General features: G+C 40.9%; 13 protein-coding genes. 4 read left to right on the plus strand and 9 right to left on the minus strand.

The genetic code is table 11. The annotated features are described in order from the left end of the window. Positions 1-185 precede the first annotated feature (185 nt). Together glmU and B9T19_RS04710 are read left to right on the plus strand one after the other, a co-directional pair. Entirely contained in the window at positions 186-1,562 is a 1,377-nt protein-coding gene (gene glmU, locus B9T19_RS04705) for a bifunctional UDP-N-acetylglucosamine diphosphorylase/glucosamine-1-phosphate N-acetyltransferase GlmU (RefSeq protein ID WP_094567455.1), read from the plus strand. A gap of 290 nt (positions 1,563-1,852) precedes the next feature. Beyond that, a complete protein-coding gene (locus B9T19_RS04710) occupies positions 1,853-2,167 on the plus strand; it encodes a cytochrome C-551 (protein ID WP_094567456.1) in 315 nt (104 codons plus the stop codon). A 1,054-nt stretch (positions 2,168-3,221) separates the two neighbouring features. Here B9T19_RS04710 and B9T19_RS04715 read toward each other — a convergent pair. The 4 genes from B9T19_RS04715 to B9T19_RS04730 form a co-directional block, all read right to left on the minus strand. Then, positions 3,222-3,959: a TIGR00730 family Rossman fold protein gene (locus B9T19_RS04715; RefSeq protein WP_094567457.1), complete on the minus strand. Its 738-nt coding sequence runs from the start codon at positions 3,957-3,959 to the stop codon at positions 3,222-3,224. 95 nt (positions 3,960-4,054) lie between these two features. Further along, positions 4,055-4,837, minus strand: a complete 783-nt coding sequence (locus B9T19_RS04720; protein ID WP_094567458.1) for a class I SAM-dependent methyltransferase — start codon at positions 4,835-4,837, stop codon at positions 4,055-4,057. An 18-nt stretch (positions 4,838-4,855) separates the two neighbouring features. Continuing rightward, a complete protein-coding gene (locus tag B9T19_RS04725; RefSeq protein WP_198959046.1) occupies positions 4,856-5,317 on the minus strand; it encodes a SufE family protein in 462 nt (153 codons plus the stop codon). A 199-nt stretch (positions 5,318-5,516) separates the two neighbouring features. Then, positions 5,517-7,022, minus strand: a complete 1,506-nt coding sequence (locus B9T19_RS04730) for a YifB family Mg chelatase-like AAA ATPase (RefSeq protein ID WP_094567460.1) — start codon at positions 7,020-7,022, stop codon at positions 5,517-5,519. Between the two features lie 350 nt (positions 7,023-7,372). Here B9T19_RS04730 and B9T19_RS04735 point away from each other — a divergent pair, with 350 nt between their 5' ends. Continuing rightward, positions 7,373-8,152 (plus strand): enoyl-ACP reductase, encoded by a 780-nt coding sequence (locus B9T19_RS04735; protein WP_094567461.1) that lies wholly within the window; start codon positions 7,373-7,375, stop codon positions 8,150-8,152. Between the two features lie 608 nt (positions 8,153-8,760). Here the strand turns inward: B9T19_RS04735 and B9T19_RS04740 are convergent. The 4 genes from B9T19_RS04740 to B9T19_RS04755 all read right to left on the minus strand — a co-directional run bounded on the left by B9T19_RS04740 (position 8,761) and on the right by B9T19_RS04755 (position 15,899). Beyond that, positions 8,761-10,035, minus strand: a complete 1,275-nt coding sequence (locus tag B9T19_RS04740) for a Wadjet anti-phage system protein JetD domain-containing protein (RefSeq protein ID WP_094567462.1) — start codon at positions 10,033-10,035, stop codon at positions 8,761-8,763. 97 nt (positions 10,036-10,132) lie between these two features. Then, positions 10,133-13,477 carry an ATP-binding protein gene (locus tag B9T19_RS04745; protein WP_094567463.1) on the minus strand — a complete coding sequence of 1,115 codons (3,345 nt, stop codon included), beginning with the start codon at positions 13,475-13,477 and terminating at the stop codon, positions 10,133-10,135. Positions 13,478-13,482: 5 nt separating this feature from the next. Continuing rightward, on the minus strand, positions 13,483-14,427 hold the full coding sequence (locus B9T19_RS04750; protein WP_158214352.1) for a DUF4194 domain-containing protein: 945 nt from the start codon (positions 14,425-14,427) through the stop codon (positions 13,483-13,485). Positions 14,428-14,429: 2 nt separating this feature from the next. Next, entirely contained in the window at positions 14,430-15,899 is a 1,470-nt protein-coding gene (locus B9T19_RS04755) for a DUF3375 domain-containing protein (protein WP_094567465.1), read from the minus strand. Between the two features lie 390 nt (positions 15,900-16,289). Here B9T19_RS04755 and B9T19_RS04760 point away from each other — a divergent pair, with 390 nt between their 5' ends. Continuing rightward, complete coding sequence (locus tag B9T19_RS04760; RefSeq protein WP_094567466.1) at positions 16,290-16,715, plus strand: type II toxin-antitoxin system PemK/MazF family toxin; 426 nt, start codon at positions 16,290-16,292, stop codon at positions 16,713-16,715. 88 nt (positions 16,716-16,803) lie between these two features. Here B9T19_RS04760 and B9T19_RS04765 read toward each other — a convergent pair whose 3' ends face one another. Further along, entirely contained in the window at positions 16,804-17,691 is an 888-nt protein-coding gene (locus tag B9T19_RS04765; RefSeq protein ID WP_143436855.1) for a DUF3800 domain-containing protein, read from the minus strand. Between the last annotated feature and the right edge of the window lie 174 nt (positions 17,692-17,865).

The following is a 17,865-nucleotide window of genomic DNA, read 5'->3' on the forward strand; positions in this document are numbered from 1 at the left end:
GGGGAGATCGATATCGGGTCGGCATCATGGTCGATAGACTCAATTAAACCTTTTTGTTGAGTCGAAAAAAGTCTGTAGAGCCGAGAGATGCAATATCATTTACCATATATCTAAGATATATCATTGTATTATTTGAACAATCTTATTGATCAATAAGAGCTATCAAAAGAAAAGGAATTTAGGATATGAAAAAGCTTTCCATCGTCATTCTAGCGGCAGGTTTAGGTTCTAGAATGAAATCAGCACTCCCCAAGCCTCTCCATAAAATTGGAGGCAAGCCGATGCTTGAACATGTTTTAGAGAGTGCAAGAAAGCTCAATCCCGATCGTTTAATTGTTGTTTATGGTCACCGTGGAGAAGAGCTACAAGCGGCCTTTACCCACCATGAAGATATCACTTGGGCAAAACAAGAGACCTTTGAAGGTACCGGAGATGCGATGAAGTACGCACTGCCCTACACCATTGAAGACTCTACCGTCCTCGTCCTCTATGGTGATACACCATTGATCCGTGCAGAAACATTGGAAGAGCTCGTCAAGAATGCCGAAAATACGCGCCTCAACTGGTTGATCTCTTCTGTTGAAAATCCTACCGGTTATGGCCGTATTATTCGTGACCATAATCATCATATGATTGCGATTATTGAAGAGAAAGATGCCAATGAGACCGAAAAAGAGATCAAAGAGATCAATACCGGTATCTTCGCCATCTGCCAAAACTTCTTAAAAGAGGCGCTTCCACAGATCGATAATGATAATCAACAAAATGAGTACTATCTCACCGATGTTGCAAAACTCGCAGTCCAAAATGGAATCACGATCCATACCATCGAGGAAGATCCGGCAGTGATCCAGGGCGTTAACGATCGTATTCAATTGGCTAATCTTGAGCGCTACTATCAGCAAGAGATGGCAAAACAACTCATGCTCAATGGTATTACGATCGATCATCCCGACTCTTTAACGATTCGTGGACGCGTTCAGAATGACCTCGATTGCCATATCGAAGCGAATGTGATTTTAGAAGGTAAAGTCATTTTAGGTAAAAATGTTGTAATCCGTACTGGTAGCGTCTTAAAAAATGTCGTTATTGGTGATAACACCATTATTCATCCTTACTCTGTTATTGAGAATGCATCAATCGGTGCGAATGCCTCTATCGGTCCTTTTGCACGCATTCGAGAGAATAGTAAATTAGGGGATAATACCCGCATTGGTAACTTTGTCGAAACTAAAAATAGCACCCTTGCTGATGGGGCAAAAGCCTCTCATCTTGCTTATTTAGGGGATGCTACGATCGGCAAGGAGAGTAATATTGGTGCCGGCGTCATTACCTGTAACTACGATGGAGCAAACAAGCATCAGACCATTATTGGTGATCATGCCTTTATCGGTTCAAATAGCTCCTTAGTAGCGCCCGTTAAAATTGGTAATCATGCAGCAACAGCCGCGGGTTCTATTGTTCCTAAAGATGTTAAAGATCATACCTTAGTTCGTAATCGCTTAGAGGCGATTCATGTGGAAAATTGGGAGATTCCGAAAAAAGGGGATACTAAAAAATAAATTTTAAAAGTTTTTAAAAGCTTCTTAAAACTGCTTAAAACTTCTTAAAGTGCAGATGATCCCGATCATCTGCCCAATCAGTTGAAAATTGATATACAAAAATATAGAGTAAATACTCCCATTTAACGGTAGAATAGTGGATGATTCTGGTAGAATAGAAGTTATATGGATGTGATTTATGGCGACATCTATTGTGGATCCGCTCCGAGCAGAAGCATTCGATCACAATAGTTACTAGCAGAGTCACAATAGACTTCAGTGATGAATCATTCAATTAAAAGGAAATTCATATGAAAAAAATTCTTCTTATTGCCGCTTCATTCGCAGCACTTTCAGTTCCAACTTTTGCACAGGTTGATCCTGAGCTTGCAACAGCTTCAGGTTGCTTTGCTTGCCATCGTCAAGATAGCAAATTAATTGGCCCAAGCTACGATGAAGTATACGAAAAGTATAAAGATGATGATGGTGCTGAAACCTATCTTGTTGAGAAAGTCACCAACGGTGGTTCAGGTGTTTGGGGTCCTATTCCAATGGCACCTAACTTACACATTCCACAAGAGAAGATTCAACTCTTAGTACAACAGATTCTTCATAAAGCAAACTAATTAGAAAGCAGAATGAAGCAAAGTTACGCTCATTTGTAACTTGTCATAAAGATCTATAGATATCAAAATGCCACCATAGAGTATCAATGGTGGCATTTTTTTATTACGCTTTTTTGTTGAACTTTAAATTATTAGTTTTAAATTATTGGTTTTAGATGATTGATTTATTGATCGAATAAGGCTGATGAATTGCCGGAGATTACTACTGCATACTTCTACAAGTTGCATGCCGGCAAATGGCGATTCTCCATCGCTGACTATTTTCTTGAAATAAAAAGCTGAACGCTGCCGGAGATTACTACTGCATACTTCCATAAGTTGTATGCCGGCAAATGGCGATTCTCCATCGCTGACTATTTTCTTGAAATAAAAAAGCTGAACGGTGCCGGTTCTTACTATCACTTACTTCTATAAACGACGCGCCGGCAGTTGGCATCAAGGATGCCGACCCGCGGACATGCACTGGTAAAAAGAATGAAATGGTCGCTTCCCGCAACTCCACAGACCTTCTTAAGAATGATTAATTGAAATTAATTGAAATAAAAAGAGCTGTTGAGTTGCCGGAGATCACTACTGCATACATCTACAAGTTGCATGCCGGCAAATGGCGATTCTCCATCGCTGACTATTTTCTTGAAATAAAAAAGCTGAACGGTGCCGGATCTTACTATCACGTGCTTCCATAAACTACGCGCCGGCAGTTGGTATCAAGGATACCGACCCGCGGACATGCACTGGTAAAAAGAATGAAATGGTCGCTTCCCGCAACTCCACAGACCTTCTTAAGAATGATTAATTGAAATTAATTGAAATAAAAAGAGCTGTTGAGTTGCCGGAGATCACTACTGCATACATCTACAAGTTGCATGCCGGCAAATGGCGATTCTCCATCGCTGACTATTTTCTTGAAATAAAAAGGCTGAACGCTGCCGGTTCTTACTATCACTTACTTCTATAAACTACGCGCCGGCAGTTGGTATCAAAGATGCCGACCCGCGGGCATGCACCGGCGAAAAGAATGAAATGGTCGCTTCCCGCCCCTCCACGAATTTTCTTAAGAATAAAGATTTTTCTTCGCTTCCTCCGAAGAGAGCTCTTTATAGATGGGCGCTAAGGCCGCTAAAACCTCTTCCACACTATCGACTAGCGTCACGCGATCGAGATCTTTCGCGATAATCATCTCTTGAGAGAGAAGCTCATTTCCAAACCAATCGAGAAGTGGCTGCCAAAATTGTCGATCTACTAAAATGATCGGTTTTTCGATCATCTTTTTAGTCTGCATCAAGGTTAAAGCTTCCATCAACTCATCGAGTGTTCCAAATCCACCTGGCACACAGATAAAAGCCTCCGAGTAGGCCAAAAATACCGTCTTACGCGTTAAAAAATGATCAAAATGGAGCGAGAGATCTTGGTAGATATTCGGCGACTGTTCACGAGGTAGCTTAATATTAAGACCGATTGAAGTTCCTAACTTCCCTGCCTGACAACCCCTATTTCCTGCTTCCATAACGCCGGGTCCACCGCCGGTGATAATAGAAACGCCCCGCTCTGAGAGCGCTTTAGCAATTTCAAAAGCTAATTGGTAGCTCCGATCATCTTTCGTTAATCGTGCAGAACCGAAGAGACTCACTGCCGGCTCTAAATTACGCAACCCTAAAACTTCATCCGCTCGCTCTAATTCCGCTTTAACAATGGGAATATCATAAATCGGAATTCGTCTTGCACCGCGACTTGCGGCTTTCAAGGTAGAATCTTCATTCACTGCTACTAAATCGGTAATTTCGCGACTCATCTCTCTCTTTTTAACTCCTACTTGATAACCTGATGTGATCACTTAGCGCTACACATCGATATTGATTAGATACCCCATTCCGATCGATTTTGAACCTACATACTTTTCGTCGAGCGAAGATAGACATCAAAACGAGTATTCGGCGACTCAACGGAGTGATTAGGCCTTTTCTCCCCCACAAAAGGAGCACCTTTCGGCCTCTTCACAACCACTCGTTCAGCGCCACTCTCTAGCGCTGCGTCTAGAAGCGCTTCACTATCGGGATCATCTCCTACCAGTTCACGGATAATACGAAGCTCTTTTTTCACTAAGGCTGATTTCTTCCGCTCAGGATACATCGGATCGAGATAGATGAGCTCAATCTGCTCGATCTCATCTACGATTTCACTCTGAATAACACCCGCTTGCTGATGAGAATAGTGCGTTAGATAATCGATCGCATCTTGCTCTCTTAAGTACCATTGCTGCGTAAATTGTGCCATCGGTACCGCTTGAAGTGCCACTTTTAGAAGAATCTGTAAAACAGGATTGCGCTCAAACATCGTGACATTAAAGCCGGCAAAGAAGAGAAGCGCAGAATCTCGCCCTAATCCCGCCGTAAGATCAAGTACATTTTTACGCTCATTGCTCTTCCACCCTAAGGCACGAAGAAGCGGTTCTTGCGCTTTATTGAGATGTTGCATACGGTAGCGCATCTTCTTGGAAAAGAAGTCGATTTTAAGATCGCCGGCCGCTAAATCGCGCCAAAAAAAGGCTTTACCATCCCAGATAAATCGATTCTCTTCTCGATCACTCTCTTCCAATTGTGCCAAGAGCTTTGCAGGAAGATTGTGGGGAGTACCAACTCCCTTCTTTGTTATCTCAAATGGATAGCGCATTTTGCCCCTCTTGACACCTTAAAGGGCGCCATGCTCCTCTTCGATTAAGGTCTGCTCAGCGATCAGACGAATCTTCTTCATCATCTGCGCTAAACCATTGGCACGATAGAGCGAAAGATGCTGCTCTAACTCAATTTCACGGATAAACTCTGGGGGATGATCGATGATCTCCTGCGGCGTACGCCCTGAATAGACACGAAGAAGCAACGCTAAAAGCCCCGAAACAATAGCAGAATCACTCGTAGCTTGAAAATAGAGACGCCCTTCATGATATTGAGAGAGCAACCAAACCTGTGCTTGGCAACCATAGAGGCGATTCTCTTCAATACGCTGATCATCGGGAAAGGGAGGCATTGCGCGCCCTAAATCGATAAGATATTCATAACGGGCGGTCCAATCATCTAAAAACTGAAAGCCATTAACAATCTTCCCTACCACCTCTTCGATAGATTGTGTAGGCGCTACAAGTGACTGACTCAACTTAAATCTCCTTCGATCGCTTGATCTGATCGGTTATCTACTGCGTGAAGTGCTGATCGATAGTATTTATCTTACCACCCATCAATACTCACCAAAATTTACTAAAATAGAGCTCAATAGCCCTCTAGTATATCCTCCTTTGCCCCACAAGCGAAAGGGATCTCTTAAAGAGCGAGAAATTAATACGGATAATCTATAGCTAAGGGCTCTTTTGATAACCGCGATCAAGCGCTCGAAAAGCGAGACTCTCCGTTAAATGCCGGCTACTGATCTTTTCGCTCTCCTCAAGATCGGCAATTGTTCGCGCTACTCGTAAAATACGGTGATAACTCCGTGGGGAGAAATTGAGCCGTTTTTGCGCCATCTCCAATAATTTCAACTCGCCTTCTCCAAGGGGACAGTCAGACTCAATCTCACTGACGGTAAGATCAGCATTGATCTTCTCACGTCGCGCTAATTGTGCCGCTCTTGCAACCTCAACCCGTTTTCTGATCTCTGAGGAGGGTTCCCCTCTCTTACTACTTTGGAGCTCTTCTGTGGAGATACGAGGCACTTCTACATGAAGATCGATCCGATCTAACATCGGCCCTGATATTCGCCCCTTATAGCGAGCAATCGCATAATCACTACAGCTACACTCATGATCAGGATCTCCTAAATAACCACAAGGACAAGGGTTCATCGCTGAGATCAATTGAAATTTGGCGGGGAATTCCACCTGTTGCATCGCTCTTGAGATATGGATCATCCCCGATTCAAGAGGCTCTCGCAATACTTCTAACACCGTGCGATTAAACTCTGGCAACTCATCGAGAAAGAGAATGCCGTGATGTGCAAGGGAGATCTCCCCCGGCTTTGGATAAGTTCCGCCCCCCACTAAGGCAACAGATGAAGAGGTGTGATGGGGTGTTCGATATGGACGAACACCAAATTGCTCCGCTCTAAACCCCTGCCGACTAATAGAGGCGATCATCGCGCTTTCGATCGCCTCCTCTCGCGTCATCTTTGGTAAAATGCCGGCAAAACGGGAGGCGAGCATAGTCTTTCCCGTACCCGGTGGGCCGATCAAAAGAACATTATGTCCACCGGCTGCGGCGATCTCTAATGCACGTTTGGCAAAAAACTGTCCTTTAACCTCTGAAAAATCGGGAATGGGCGTATCAGATTGAATCTGTAGAACAGGTGGCTCTGCTAATTTGACTCTCCCATCGATAAAATCCACCACTTCACGGAGATTTTTCGCCATCAAAAAGTGTTGATACCCAAGAAAACCGATCTCTTCAGCTCCATCATAAGGGACAATTAAGCGTCCCTCCCGCTTCATCACCTGAATGGCTGTGGGCAGTAATCCTGTGATAGGTCGCAACTCTCCAGTAAGCGCCAACTCACCGACAAATTCATACGCTTTAGGCGAATTTTGTAACTGTCCTGATGCCTCTAAGACCCCTAGAGCAATAGGCAGATCGTAACGCCCACCCTCTTTAGGAAGATCCGCCGGAGAGAGATTGATAGTAATTTTACGATTAGGGAACTCAAAACCAGAATTGACAATAGCGGCAACGACCCGATCCTTACTCTCTTTGACCGCTGTCTCCGGCATCCCCACAATCGTTAATGCCGGCAAGCCATTGCTAATATGAACCTCAACACGTACCTCCGGCGCATGCAGTGCACTTAAGGCTCTCGTATAGATCACTGAAACCATCGATCCGCCCCCTAACCTTCTCCCAAAAAATAAACTAATACTCAATACTCAATACTAAAATATGGATAAATCACACTCATAGCGCCCTAACTATTGAGAGTAAAGCGCTCTTAAATGTAATAATCGTAGTGATTCTTCCTAGAATTTGGGAGAAATAGCACAATGCCCCTACAAAGATTCGTGGTAATATGGTGCTATTTAATCTGTCGCAAAGTGGCAGATCTTTACACGCTTTTTTATGGTGTTTTATACTATTTTCATACTATTTTTATATCGTTTTGATTCTTTGATGCGCTTCGATACGCTATCGATCAGCAACAATAATCAAACAGAAGCAGAAAGGATTTAATATGGGTTTTTTAAAAGGTAAACGTGCATTAATCGTCGGTCTCGCCTCGAATCGTTCAATCGCTTGGGGAATTGCAAAAGCGATGCGTGAGCAAGGTGCAGAGCTTGCATTTAGCTTTCATGGTGAGCGTTTAGAAGATCGTGTTAGAAAGATGGCGGCAGAGCTCGACTCTGACATCGTCCTCCCATGTGATGTGGCAAGTGATAGTGAGATTGAAGCATTGATGACATCACTCAAAGATGTTTGGAGTGATGGCTTTGATATTGTGATCCACTCTGTAGGCTTTGCACCTAGAGAGTCGCTCGATGGTAACTATCTCGATACCGTAACAAGAGAGAACTTCCAAATTGCTCACGATATCTCCTCTTATAGCTTTGCCGCATTAGCAAAAGCTGCACGCCCTTACCTTCGTGAAAATGCTTCACTCTTAACATTAACCTACCTTGCAAGTGAGCGTTCAGTACAAAACTACAATGTGATGGGCTTAGCCAAAGCATCACTTGAAGCAAATGTTCGCTACATGGCATTAGCATTGGGTAAAGATGGTATTCGTGTTAATGGGATCTCAGCAGGACCGATCCGCACTTTAGCAGCATCAGGAATTGCTGACTTTAAGAGCATGCTCTCAGCATTTGAAGCAGCAGCGCCGATCGGTCGTTGTGTCACCATTGAAGAAGTGGGTAATGTTGCCGCATTCCTCTCTTCTGATCTTGCATCAGGTGTAACAGGCGAGATCACTTTTGTTGATGGCGGATTCAATACCGTTATTGCCGGCATGTAATTTTCCCGATTGATTGGTTGACTGATTGATCAATGTACTCAGTCTAAAAAGGCTCTAATAATGATTAAATATTAATCAATTAGAGCCTTTTTTTCATATCTCAAGATCTCTCTTTGAAAACGTTTCCTCTTCCTACTTCTGCTCACTTATCGCTTTTTACATCGATATTCCCGCAAAAATGGCTACTTTTTTCACAAAAACCGCTAATTTGAAAATATTTCTAAATTTTTTATCTTTTGCTTAAGATATTATTTGACAACCTTTAAAAAAAGCACTACTATATGCGTGACGTTTGAGCAATCAGACGTTCTCCTCCATATCCTCCTTTGGTGGTTATTTTGCCGAGTCTTTAAGAGCTCGGCTTTTTTTTGCCTAAAATTTGTCACCCAAAATTGAAACAAAAGAGGTTGAACGCTGCCGGTCCTCACTATCGTGCGCTTCCAGAACCCACACGCCTATTGGCATCAAAGATGCCAATAGGCGGGCATGCATGAATGAAAAGAACGAAATGGTTGGCTCCCGCCCTTCAACAGCCTCTCTTAAGAATCATAAGTATGATTAACTGAAATTAATTGAAACAAAGAGAGCTGTTGAGTTGCCGGAGATTACTACAGACTACTCTTTTCATTTATCCAGTCATGAATTGTAGCGATAATCTCATCTTGAGAGATGCGCTCCTGTTCTAAACGAGAAGCGCCATAATAATTGGTGCGCAATTGTTGAAACAGCACCCCCTCTTCAGGAGTTAAAAAAGGAGGATCATAGATCAACTGCTGACTTCCCGGCACCATATAATTACGATATCGGTTAATAATCGATACATCCATCATCAAAGGAGTAATCTCGGGAAAGAGCGACCGAGCCTGACTGAGCATACTTAAACCATCAAGATCAATATCTCCCCAATAAGCAACTCTCTTACCTTGTAACCATCGCGCACTTAACCAGTTGAGATTTTTCCCCGTGCCGGCAATAATTAATAGATCATCCCAATTAGGGAGACTAAATGCAGCCTGTTCATTTTCAATAATTAGAATATGATCCACCTCAAAGGCTTGCCTCCTTAATACTGCCGCCGGTAATCTTAAGAGATCTAAACCTTGGTACTGCGCTTGTAATTGTGGGCAGAGCAAGCGTATTAATAGCCAATCTTTAGGCGTCTGCTTCACATCTAACCACTGATAGAGCCCTATTTTTGTAATATCTCCAATCACTTCTTTAGAGATTTCAGTTGTAGACTTAAGATCTAACGATTCTGAAGGATAGATCCCAGCTAGTAGCGCTACCACTAAGATCTCATTATTTTCAATAAATTTGGTATCAATACCGACCACATTGAGCGCTCGAAGATAACAACCTTTTCCCATTCGATAAGATAATTGTGGTAATAACGTTAATATTCTCCCTCGATCTAAAGGAGAAAGCGCTGTGAGTGCATCTATTGAGTTGACAATAGCACTAACAAGAGCACAAGAAGGCATTTGATCTATCGGAGTTAACTCATAGAGAAATCGATCGATCGTAGTACGCCAATCTTTCCATAATTGTAGCGCCTCCTCACCTAGAAAAGTCGCTAACTCTAAAAGAGAAGAGATACGGATTTTAATAGGAATGGATTGTTTTCCAATGCGAGGATAATGAAACGTTTTTCGAATAACTTCAATCTTTCCATCCCATTCCCGCCACGCCTCGACAAATGCCTGAAATGCCGACACATCCTGTAAAATAATCTGTTCTGTCGGCGGCTTTAAGCCCACTTCAATAAGGGTAAACTCCGAATCTAACAACCTCGATTTCAAGCGGCCCTTATTTTGCCACTCTCGTTGCCATAATCGCTTAATTAATGTTTCAGGTAAAACACCCCACGATCGTGTCTTTTGCATACACAATACCTACTCTATTTGATAATTCTATTGATAGCTCGATTGATAACTCTATTAGATAATAGATGCGACAATGCGCTTTTCTCGTGGAGCATCTCTAATGACCCACCATCTCATCATTTACCCGCTTTTGTAATAATTGTTGTCGCTGCGCATCTAACTCTTCCCAAGTTAATTCTAAAATACGACTCTCATGTTGATCATTATCCCGCTCAACAATTAAGAGTGAACTTGCAGACTCTCGCGCAATCGTAATATTTTTATAAGGTGTGATCAGGTTAATATGCAATTGTAATGCTTTAAATACCTTCAAAACTCGGCGACTTACCGTTTCTGCAGTATTAGAGAACGCTTCATCAAGAAACACCGTACTATATACAGGAAACTCACTTCCTTCTGGCGTTAATACATAAGCTAAACTTGCCGCGACGATTGTACCCGCAAATGCCTCTTTTTCACCCCCTGATTTACCACTTGAAGATTCCCACACATCACGTTCTTCACCACTCTCACGATCAATTTCTGATGCATAAAAGGAGAGCTGATAACGGGTATCTAGCAATTTAATACTCTCTTGCGTATTAGGCGCAATATTACAAGCACGATCTAAAATCACAATAACTTCATTAAGTGCGACAAAACGGGCTTCATGACCATCTTCTCTCTCCGTTAGCATGAGGTGTAGGGCGCTATCTAATTTTTGTTGAAATATTTGTAATGTGGCGATTCGCTCCCGTTTATATCCTAACCGTAGAAAACTCCCCTCCCGAAATTCAGTTTTTGCTAGCACTCGATTAATCACCTGAATGCGATCTTCAATCTCCTCTAATGAGCCTCGCATCATATTATTAAAATCCGCTAAGGATTGCGTTGTATGTTGATTCAATCGCTCCTTAAAACGTAGTTTATGTGCAGGTAATCCCTCTTTTTCTAATGCCTCTAAATATATTAAAGCATTAGAAAGCGCCTCTAATCCCACCGGCCACTCTAATGAAAAAGAACGCCATTGATCTTTCACCATAAAGCTCGTGATAATCCCCTCAACCTTACGGCTCGTGTTATAAATCAGATCATTAATCTTCGTTAAATGTTGCTCAATCTCTGATTTTATCTGCTTAAAAGCAACATTATCTTGTAAGGAATATCGCTCGATATAGGGAGTCAATAATTGTAATCCATCCTTGCTCATCTCCATTGTGGCATCTTGCTGATACCCCTGATATTGCCGCTGTTTCTCACTCTTTTGTTGCGCTAATTCCCCACCTTTTCGGATCAATGACTCCCGACGCTGCTCTAACGTTTGAATCTCTTTTTTCACGTTATCAATGTTGTGCTGAATACTTGCAAGACCTCCTTTCTCATTTTCTAACTCTGCAATTAATGAGGTTAGATGTGCTATCTCTGCTTGAGATTTAGCCATATCGATCTGCTCCCAGAGAATCTCCGAGAGTTTTTGCCAAATAGTATGGTTATTTTGTGCCTCTCTTAATGCTTTTTGCCGGGATTGCTTCTCCTCTTCTGTAGCTTTTATGCAGGTGATCTGTTCATCGAGCGTCTTCTTTAAAAGCATCAACTTTATCTTATTATTAAACCCGATATTCCAATAGCGTTGATCCATCACCTTTTGCTGATCTTGCTTCTCAAATCTTCCTTTTTGTCGCTGAATTAATCCCTGTTGTGTCATTGAGTTAACTGTCACATTTAAATGCTCGACCGAATCGACACATGTTAAATCAAAACGCTGTAAAAATTGTTGTAACCAACCTCGATAAGCATGTTGTTTCCAGATCAACTTCGCTAAGAATCCTTGTTGATTGAATTCACTCATTTGATCATCAGCTTCACGCACTACTTGTACTCGAACATGTAGCCCTAAATGATGTTGATTTAACCAGGCGGTAATCTGCTGATAGTTTCTTTCAGGAATCAAAAGTGTTGTACGAAGCCCACCTAATGCACGCTCAATAGCGCCTTGCCACTCTTTCTCTTCTTTTTTAACATCGATCAGCTCTCCAATGAAAGGATAATCCTCAACCGAAAGAGATAATGCCGATACTAACTCTCTACGCATTGACTGATATCGACTATCAATATTAGAATCAGGGGATGCCGCTAACTGAGTAATTTCTTCCTGTAATCTTTCGGCCGATTGCTGATGATTTTGTAGCTCAATCGCAACCTCCGTAACAGCCTCTTGTAACGCTTCAATCATTAGCGATATATGATCAAGCATCTCCACCGATTTTGCTTGATGAAGCTCAAATTGAGAGCGCGTTAAAGTATCATCAATCCCTAAGCTCTGACACCATTTTTGATAATGTGCGGCCTGAGTTTGCTGCGTTTTGAAGGTCATATTTGTCTGCGTTAGCTGCTGCTTAAGCGTTGAAAGTTGCCCTCCACCTGCTTGATGATATTTCAAGTTGAGTGATTCTAGTGCTGAACGTTGTTGATCTAACTGATCGATACATGCCCGTAAAGCACTTTCTGCCTCCTTCTCTTCAGCCATTAATTGGGCGATATCTGCCTGCAAAATGCTTACTTGGGTTTTAGCATATGCGATAGGTAGTATCGTAAGAGATTCTAACAATTCCTCTTTTCGTACTTTTCCAGTTTGGAACCGCTGATCATATTCAACTAATGGATTAAGGTGCTTAATTTGTGCTTCAATATCCACAATCGTGTCATATAGAGCTTTTAAATTCTCAAAATCCTCAACGATCTTTTGACCAGATTCTCGAAGATTAATCGGCTCTAATACAAGATCTCTAATCAAGGTTGTCAAATCATCGACCTTCTTCAAGCCTAATGCTCGAGAAAGTAATCCCGGCGCATTTTGATTATCCATATGTAAGCAGCTTCGATAGATATTTTGATAATCCCCAAACTTATTATCAGCATATAAAACTGCAGGATGATTTTTTAAGTATTGTTTTAATCTGCGGATATTCTCATTCTCAAATTCGGCTAATATCTCTTCTAACGTAATATTTTGCCGAGCTACGATATAGAGCCTTTTAACATCACTCATATCATTGCTGCTACTTGAAGTCCAAAAGAGCGCTGCCATTGTAATTTCAGCGCCATCTGTAAAACGATAGAGTGCTCGTAAGCCTGAGATAACCCCACGATTTCGTTTATTTTTAGTCTTCGTTGTACTCCCATCGTGATCTGCCCCAAAACTTCCACGCATATAGGTCAAAAGCGAGCGATCGGTACGATCCCCTTGCGCGGCGGCAATATTAAATGCCGCTTTACCTGGCGCAACTAAAAGTGCCATCAATCCATCAATTAAGGTGGACTTTCCAGCACCATTATCGCCGGTAATTAACGTTCCTCCGGAATTGATATGTGCAGTATGTATCCCTGTAAAAGATCCCCAATTACAAACGGATAATTCAGTCAGTAATACTTGAGAGTTTCCTAAAAGATCATAATTTGTCATCTCTATCAATCCTCTTTAAACAGGGCTTTATCTATTGGAACCTCTTCACTTTCTGCATCTTCTGGTATATCAAAAGTACTCTGCACCAAAGTTATAGGATTTTTATCTGAGTTTCTTACATCTTTGGCATCTACAACTTCTAATTCTTCAGGCTGTTGATCCGTTTGCTGAGCAATTGCTTCATAAGCAGATAATAATTCTGTCAAAAAATGACTATTGACCACATAACAGATAATGGGGGTAATTTGATAGCGCTCATCCGTACCACTTGCCTTTTGCAATAATCGACGTTTTGTAAACTCCTCTAACCGCGCTGAGATTTTTTTACGTTCAAGATTTTCATTAGAGATGAGACCAATAAAGGGTTGTAGTTCATCTAAAATCTTCTCAAAATCGATCATAATCACAGCTTCTCCAGCGCGATCTCGCTCCTGATAGTGTTTGCGTAAAATGAGCAGAATAAGCGTGTCATAGAGGGATAATGTTCTTTTACTAATCAAAGAGGGGAAGGCTTCCTCTTCAGTATCCCCTTCATAATCCGCAAGGAAAAGATACTTCTGTTGAGAATCATGAATAACCTGTAGACAAAAATTTGCTAAATGCTGTCGTATTTCCCGCTCATATTGGGTCAACATCTTATAAATATGGGGTTTATCTTGATCAAACACGGCGCCATTACGCATTAAATAGACCAATGCACGACGAACTTCTGAGGGGAGCAACATTGATTGAAGGTCATGTTCAGCTGTCTCTAAACCATCTGCATCCTCCCATTGGGATGATTGTCTATCAGCTGTAGCCTCAAATGAGACCTCTTTATCTAATGCAACTTCATCCGATCCTTCATCCGATCCTTCATCCGATCCTTCATCTAATTCCTGATCATTGCGCTTTCTAGATTCTTTATCTGCCAATAGCTCTCTAAAAAAATCTTGCTCTTCAATTGTCATTACTAAACCATCCATTCATTAAAGTCATCGGGAAATTGTGTGGCACTTAATACAATTTTAGGAAGCTTTAAAACAAAATCCCCATATTGATCGGCTACCCTGATAGATTCTTGTAAAGGTAGTTGTGGAGCACCAATACGCCTTGCTATTCTAATATGTGCAACCACCTCTTCTAAACCAAAGCGGGGTGGTAAGTCTTCTAAAATTTGACCAATGCTTAATGCCGTATTTCGTTCTATTAATAGCGACTTCACTTTCTGCGCAAGCTCAAGAATGTTCACTGTTTCTAGATAATTGAGTATGGTAGCACTGACCGTACGGCTATTCTTTTGAGTTACGATATTACCCACTTCTATCTCCTCATCAGGGGTACGCAGGCGCATCGACATCGGGCTTGTAATAACGGGGATACCGGTAGGAAGTGAGAGCGGTAATAGATGGTTTCGAACATCGACTCCCTCACTCTTTAATTGCAACAATCGCCGCTCTAATCGCATTATTAGCTTTGCAACTGCTTGATTATCCTCATAGAGATCATGTTCAATAAAAGTTCTTAAACTCTCTGTCGTTTTACGTCGAATCGACCGGACCCTCTCTCCTTCGCGACTTAATACTTGTGCTAATGAATAGAGATATTTTTGTTGTGTCGGTTTAAGATATTGCCCTAGCTCACTTTTTACTAAATGGCGTAGTTGTAATCGAAATTCATTAAAGTGATGAGCATCGCAAAGCAACTTATAAAAACTCTCAAAAGAACTGCCCGCTTCTGTTTTATTAAATAGTGTCTCTTCAGCCTCTAAAATTTGTGTCAAAATCTCCCCTTTAGTCCGATTTTGTTCAATCATCTTCATCCGAATGGATTGATCTAATTGGCGAATCTCCTCCTCTATTTTGCGAAAATCATCCGTTAATTGGGATGCTAAATAGAAGACTTCTAAGATTTTTTCACGCTTCTCTTCTGATTTTAATGGCACAATACCATATTGCTGTAAATCATCTATTTCTCGCTGTAATGCAATTTGCTCCGCTTGCAACAACGCAATACGTTCCTTTACATTTTGCGTCAAAGTAATAGTCAAGTCCCGTACAGCCTCTTGCACAATTCGAAAATGGGAGGCTGTTGTTCCTAAGCGTCGTTCTTGTAGTGAATAGACAAAACGAAGCGCAATTTCACTCGCATCTGTAGTGAGTAGATGATCATTCGATTCTCTCAACCAACCTTCATAGATCCAGGCTCGTAAATAATCGCTAGCACTCTGTTCGCCCGCATTCCAAAAATTTTGCTGTAGCCCTTCTTTAATATAGTGATCTAACTTTAAACGGGCTTGCGTATAAGGAATCTCCTTATCCTCCGAAAAAAGCGCGCTTATAAAAGCTAAAATATAGGGTGCATTATCGGCTCGTAATAATTTCCAAACAAGGCTCTCTTCCTGCTGTACTTTAAATTGCACCAACTGAGGGATAAAGTTCATAAACGCCTCTTCTATTATTCAAGGTAGCACTTTCGACGGTAACAAAAGCACAATATAACTTACTTATATTCAATTAGATATATCAAATAAGGATTATTAAACCGATGTTGATCGAGTTGCCAAGTTCACAAAAACCACGAGCCGGCAGTTGGCATCGAAGATGCCAATAGGCGGGCATGCACAAGTGAAAAGAACGAAATGGTTGGCTCCCGCAGCCCCAAAAACCCTCTTATGGAACCGAATACAAAAATACAATTTACCTAACAATGATCTACACTTATGCTCTGTTATATTTCTAATATCTTCAATAGAATTAAATAGATAAAGTGTATCAACATACCATTATAAGAGATAAAGTTATTCGTTTATAAACTTGCTTAGAGGACCGGGATGGCTAAAGGATTAAGATATCAACCTAAAAAAGGCAGTATTTTAATATGCGATTTTTCAGGAAATAAGGTCCCTGAGTTTAATAAAAAGCGACCTGTACTCGTTTTATTTAAAGATCGTTATAATCCAAAGTTGGTTACTGTCTTACCTATAAGTAGTAAAAAAAGTTTCGGAAATCAGGCTGAATTTCAAGTTGAATGTCCGACACCAACCGATCTAGATAGTGCTAAATCATCGTATATCAAATGCAATTATATAACTGTAGTTTCCATTGAGCGGTTAAGTCTAATAAAAACATATAACGCTAAAGGTAAGATTAATGTAATGAATAAATTAGATGAGACTCGCTTTCAGGAAGCGAAGGAAAAAGTTGCAAGTTGGCTTAAATCATATAATATTATATATGAACCCGTAAGGGGCTTTTAAGACTCTTAGCAATAAGAGCTAGTATTAACATTATGGCAATGACACGCCGTCGATACTATTTTAAGGACATCTAATTAGATGTCCTTTGTCATTTCTTAGGATAGATAACTCTAGGGGCTTTTATGCCTGGAAAGTTTTTATCACTCCATTCAGGCCTATCGATTGATTCATGTGCCTCAAATTTCCAAATACGTAACTTATGCTTGAAGTGATTGGCTTTATCCCCATCAATCCCTGTTGTCTCAAACCAATTAAAAGCTTTTTTACCTCTTGTTCTGTTATTTATAATCCGAAGAGTATCGTAAACCTCTTTTCCTATTCGTTTTTTAGCTGATTGATTTTTGGAGATTCTCTTTTGATTCTCTTTTCTTAAGTTATACAAATTATTACCATAATACCCAGAAGCGCCCATCAACAGATCGCACAACTGTAATGCTAAAGATTGAGTACTATCAACAAACCTTATATCCAATTTAAGAGATTTTTCTTTTCTTAAAATTCTTGGTAATTGGTCTGCAAACTCTATTAATCTTGCTTTATGCATATGACTAGAGTGAGTATCAAGATTAATTATTAGATGAATAGGTATATCTGCATATAGCAATCCAAAGCTATGTTTTATAAATTGGTAATACACCTTATATTGAGATTTGAGAGTAGTTTCTGGCTCTCCTCTATAAGAGATTGATCTATCAAGAAATAATTGCCGATACTTTAGATTAGTACTCTCAGCTAACATAAACCTCTTAAACAGACCGATCAGCTCTATAAAAAAAGTTTCAGTTTGTGGAGATGTTCGAGTCCACTTTATTTCTTTCCTAAATTTATACTCTTTCTTTAATTTTCTAATTCCATTCTCTAAATCAACCATGGTTTCTGGAGGCGCCATTATTCCACCAAAAAAGCAATGATATCGATATAGCGGGTCCTGTTGAGTCCAAGCCTCGTCTGCATAAATTTCTAATAGTTTTGGCATAGAATATATTGATCAATAATAGATTTCATTGTTAATCACTGGAAGCAGTGTAACAAAAAGAGCTGATGAATTGTCGGATCTCACTATTGCGCACTTCCAAAAACCACGCGCCGGCAGTTGGCATCAAAGATGCCAATAGGCGGGCATGCACGAGTGAAAAGAACGAAATGCTTG

This window comes from Ignatzschineria sp. F8392, assembly GCF_002252045.1.
In the GTDB taxonomy this organism is placed as follows: Bacteria; Pseudomonadota; Gammaproteobacteria; order Cardiobacteriales; family Wohlfahrtiimonadaceae; genus Ignatzschineria.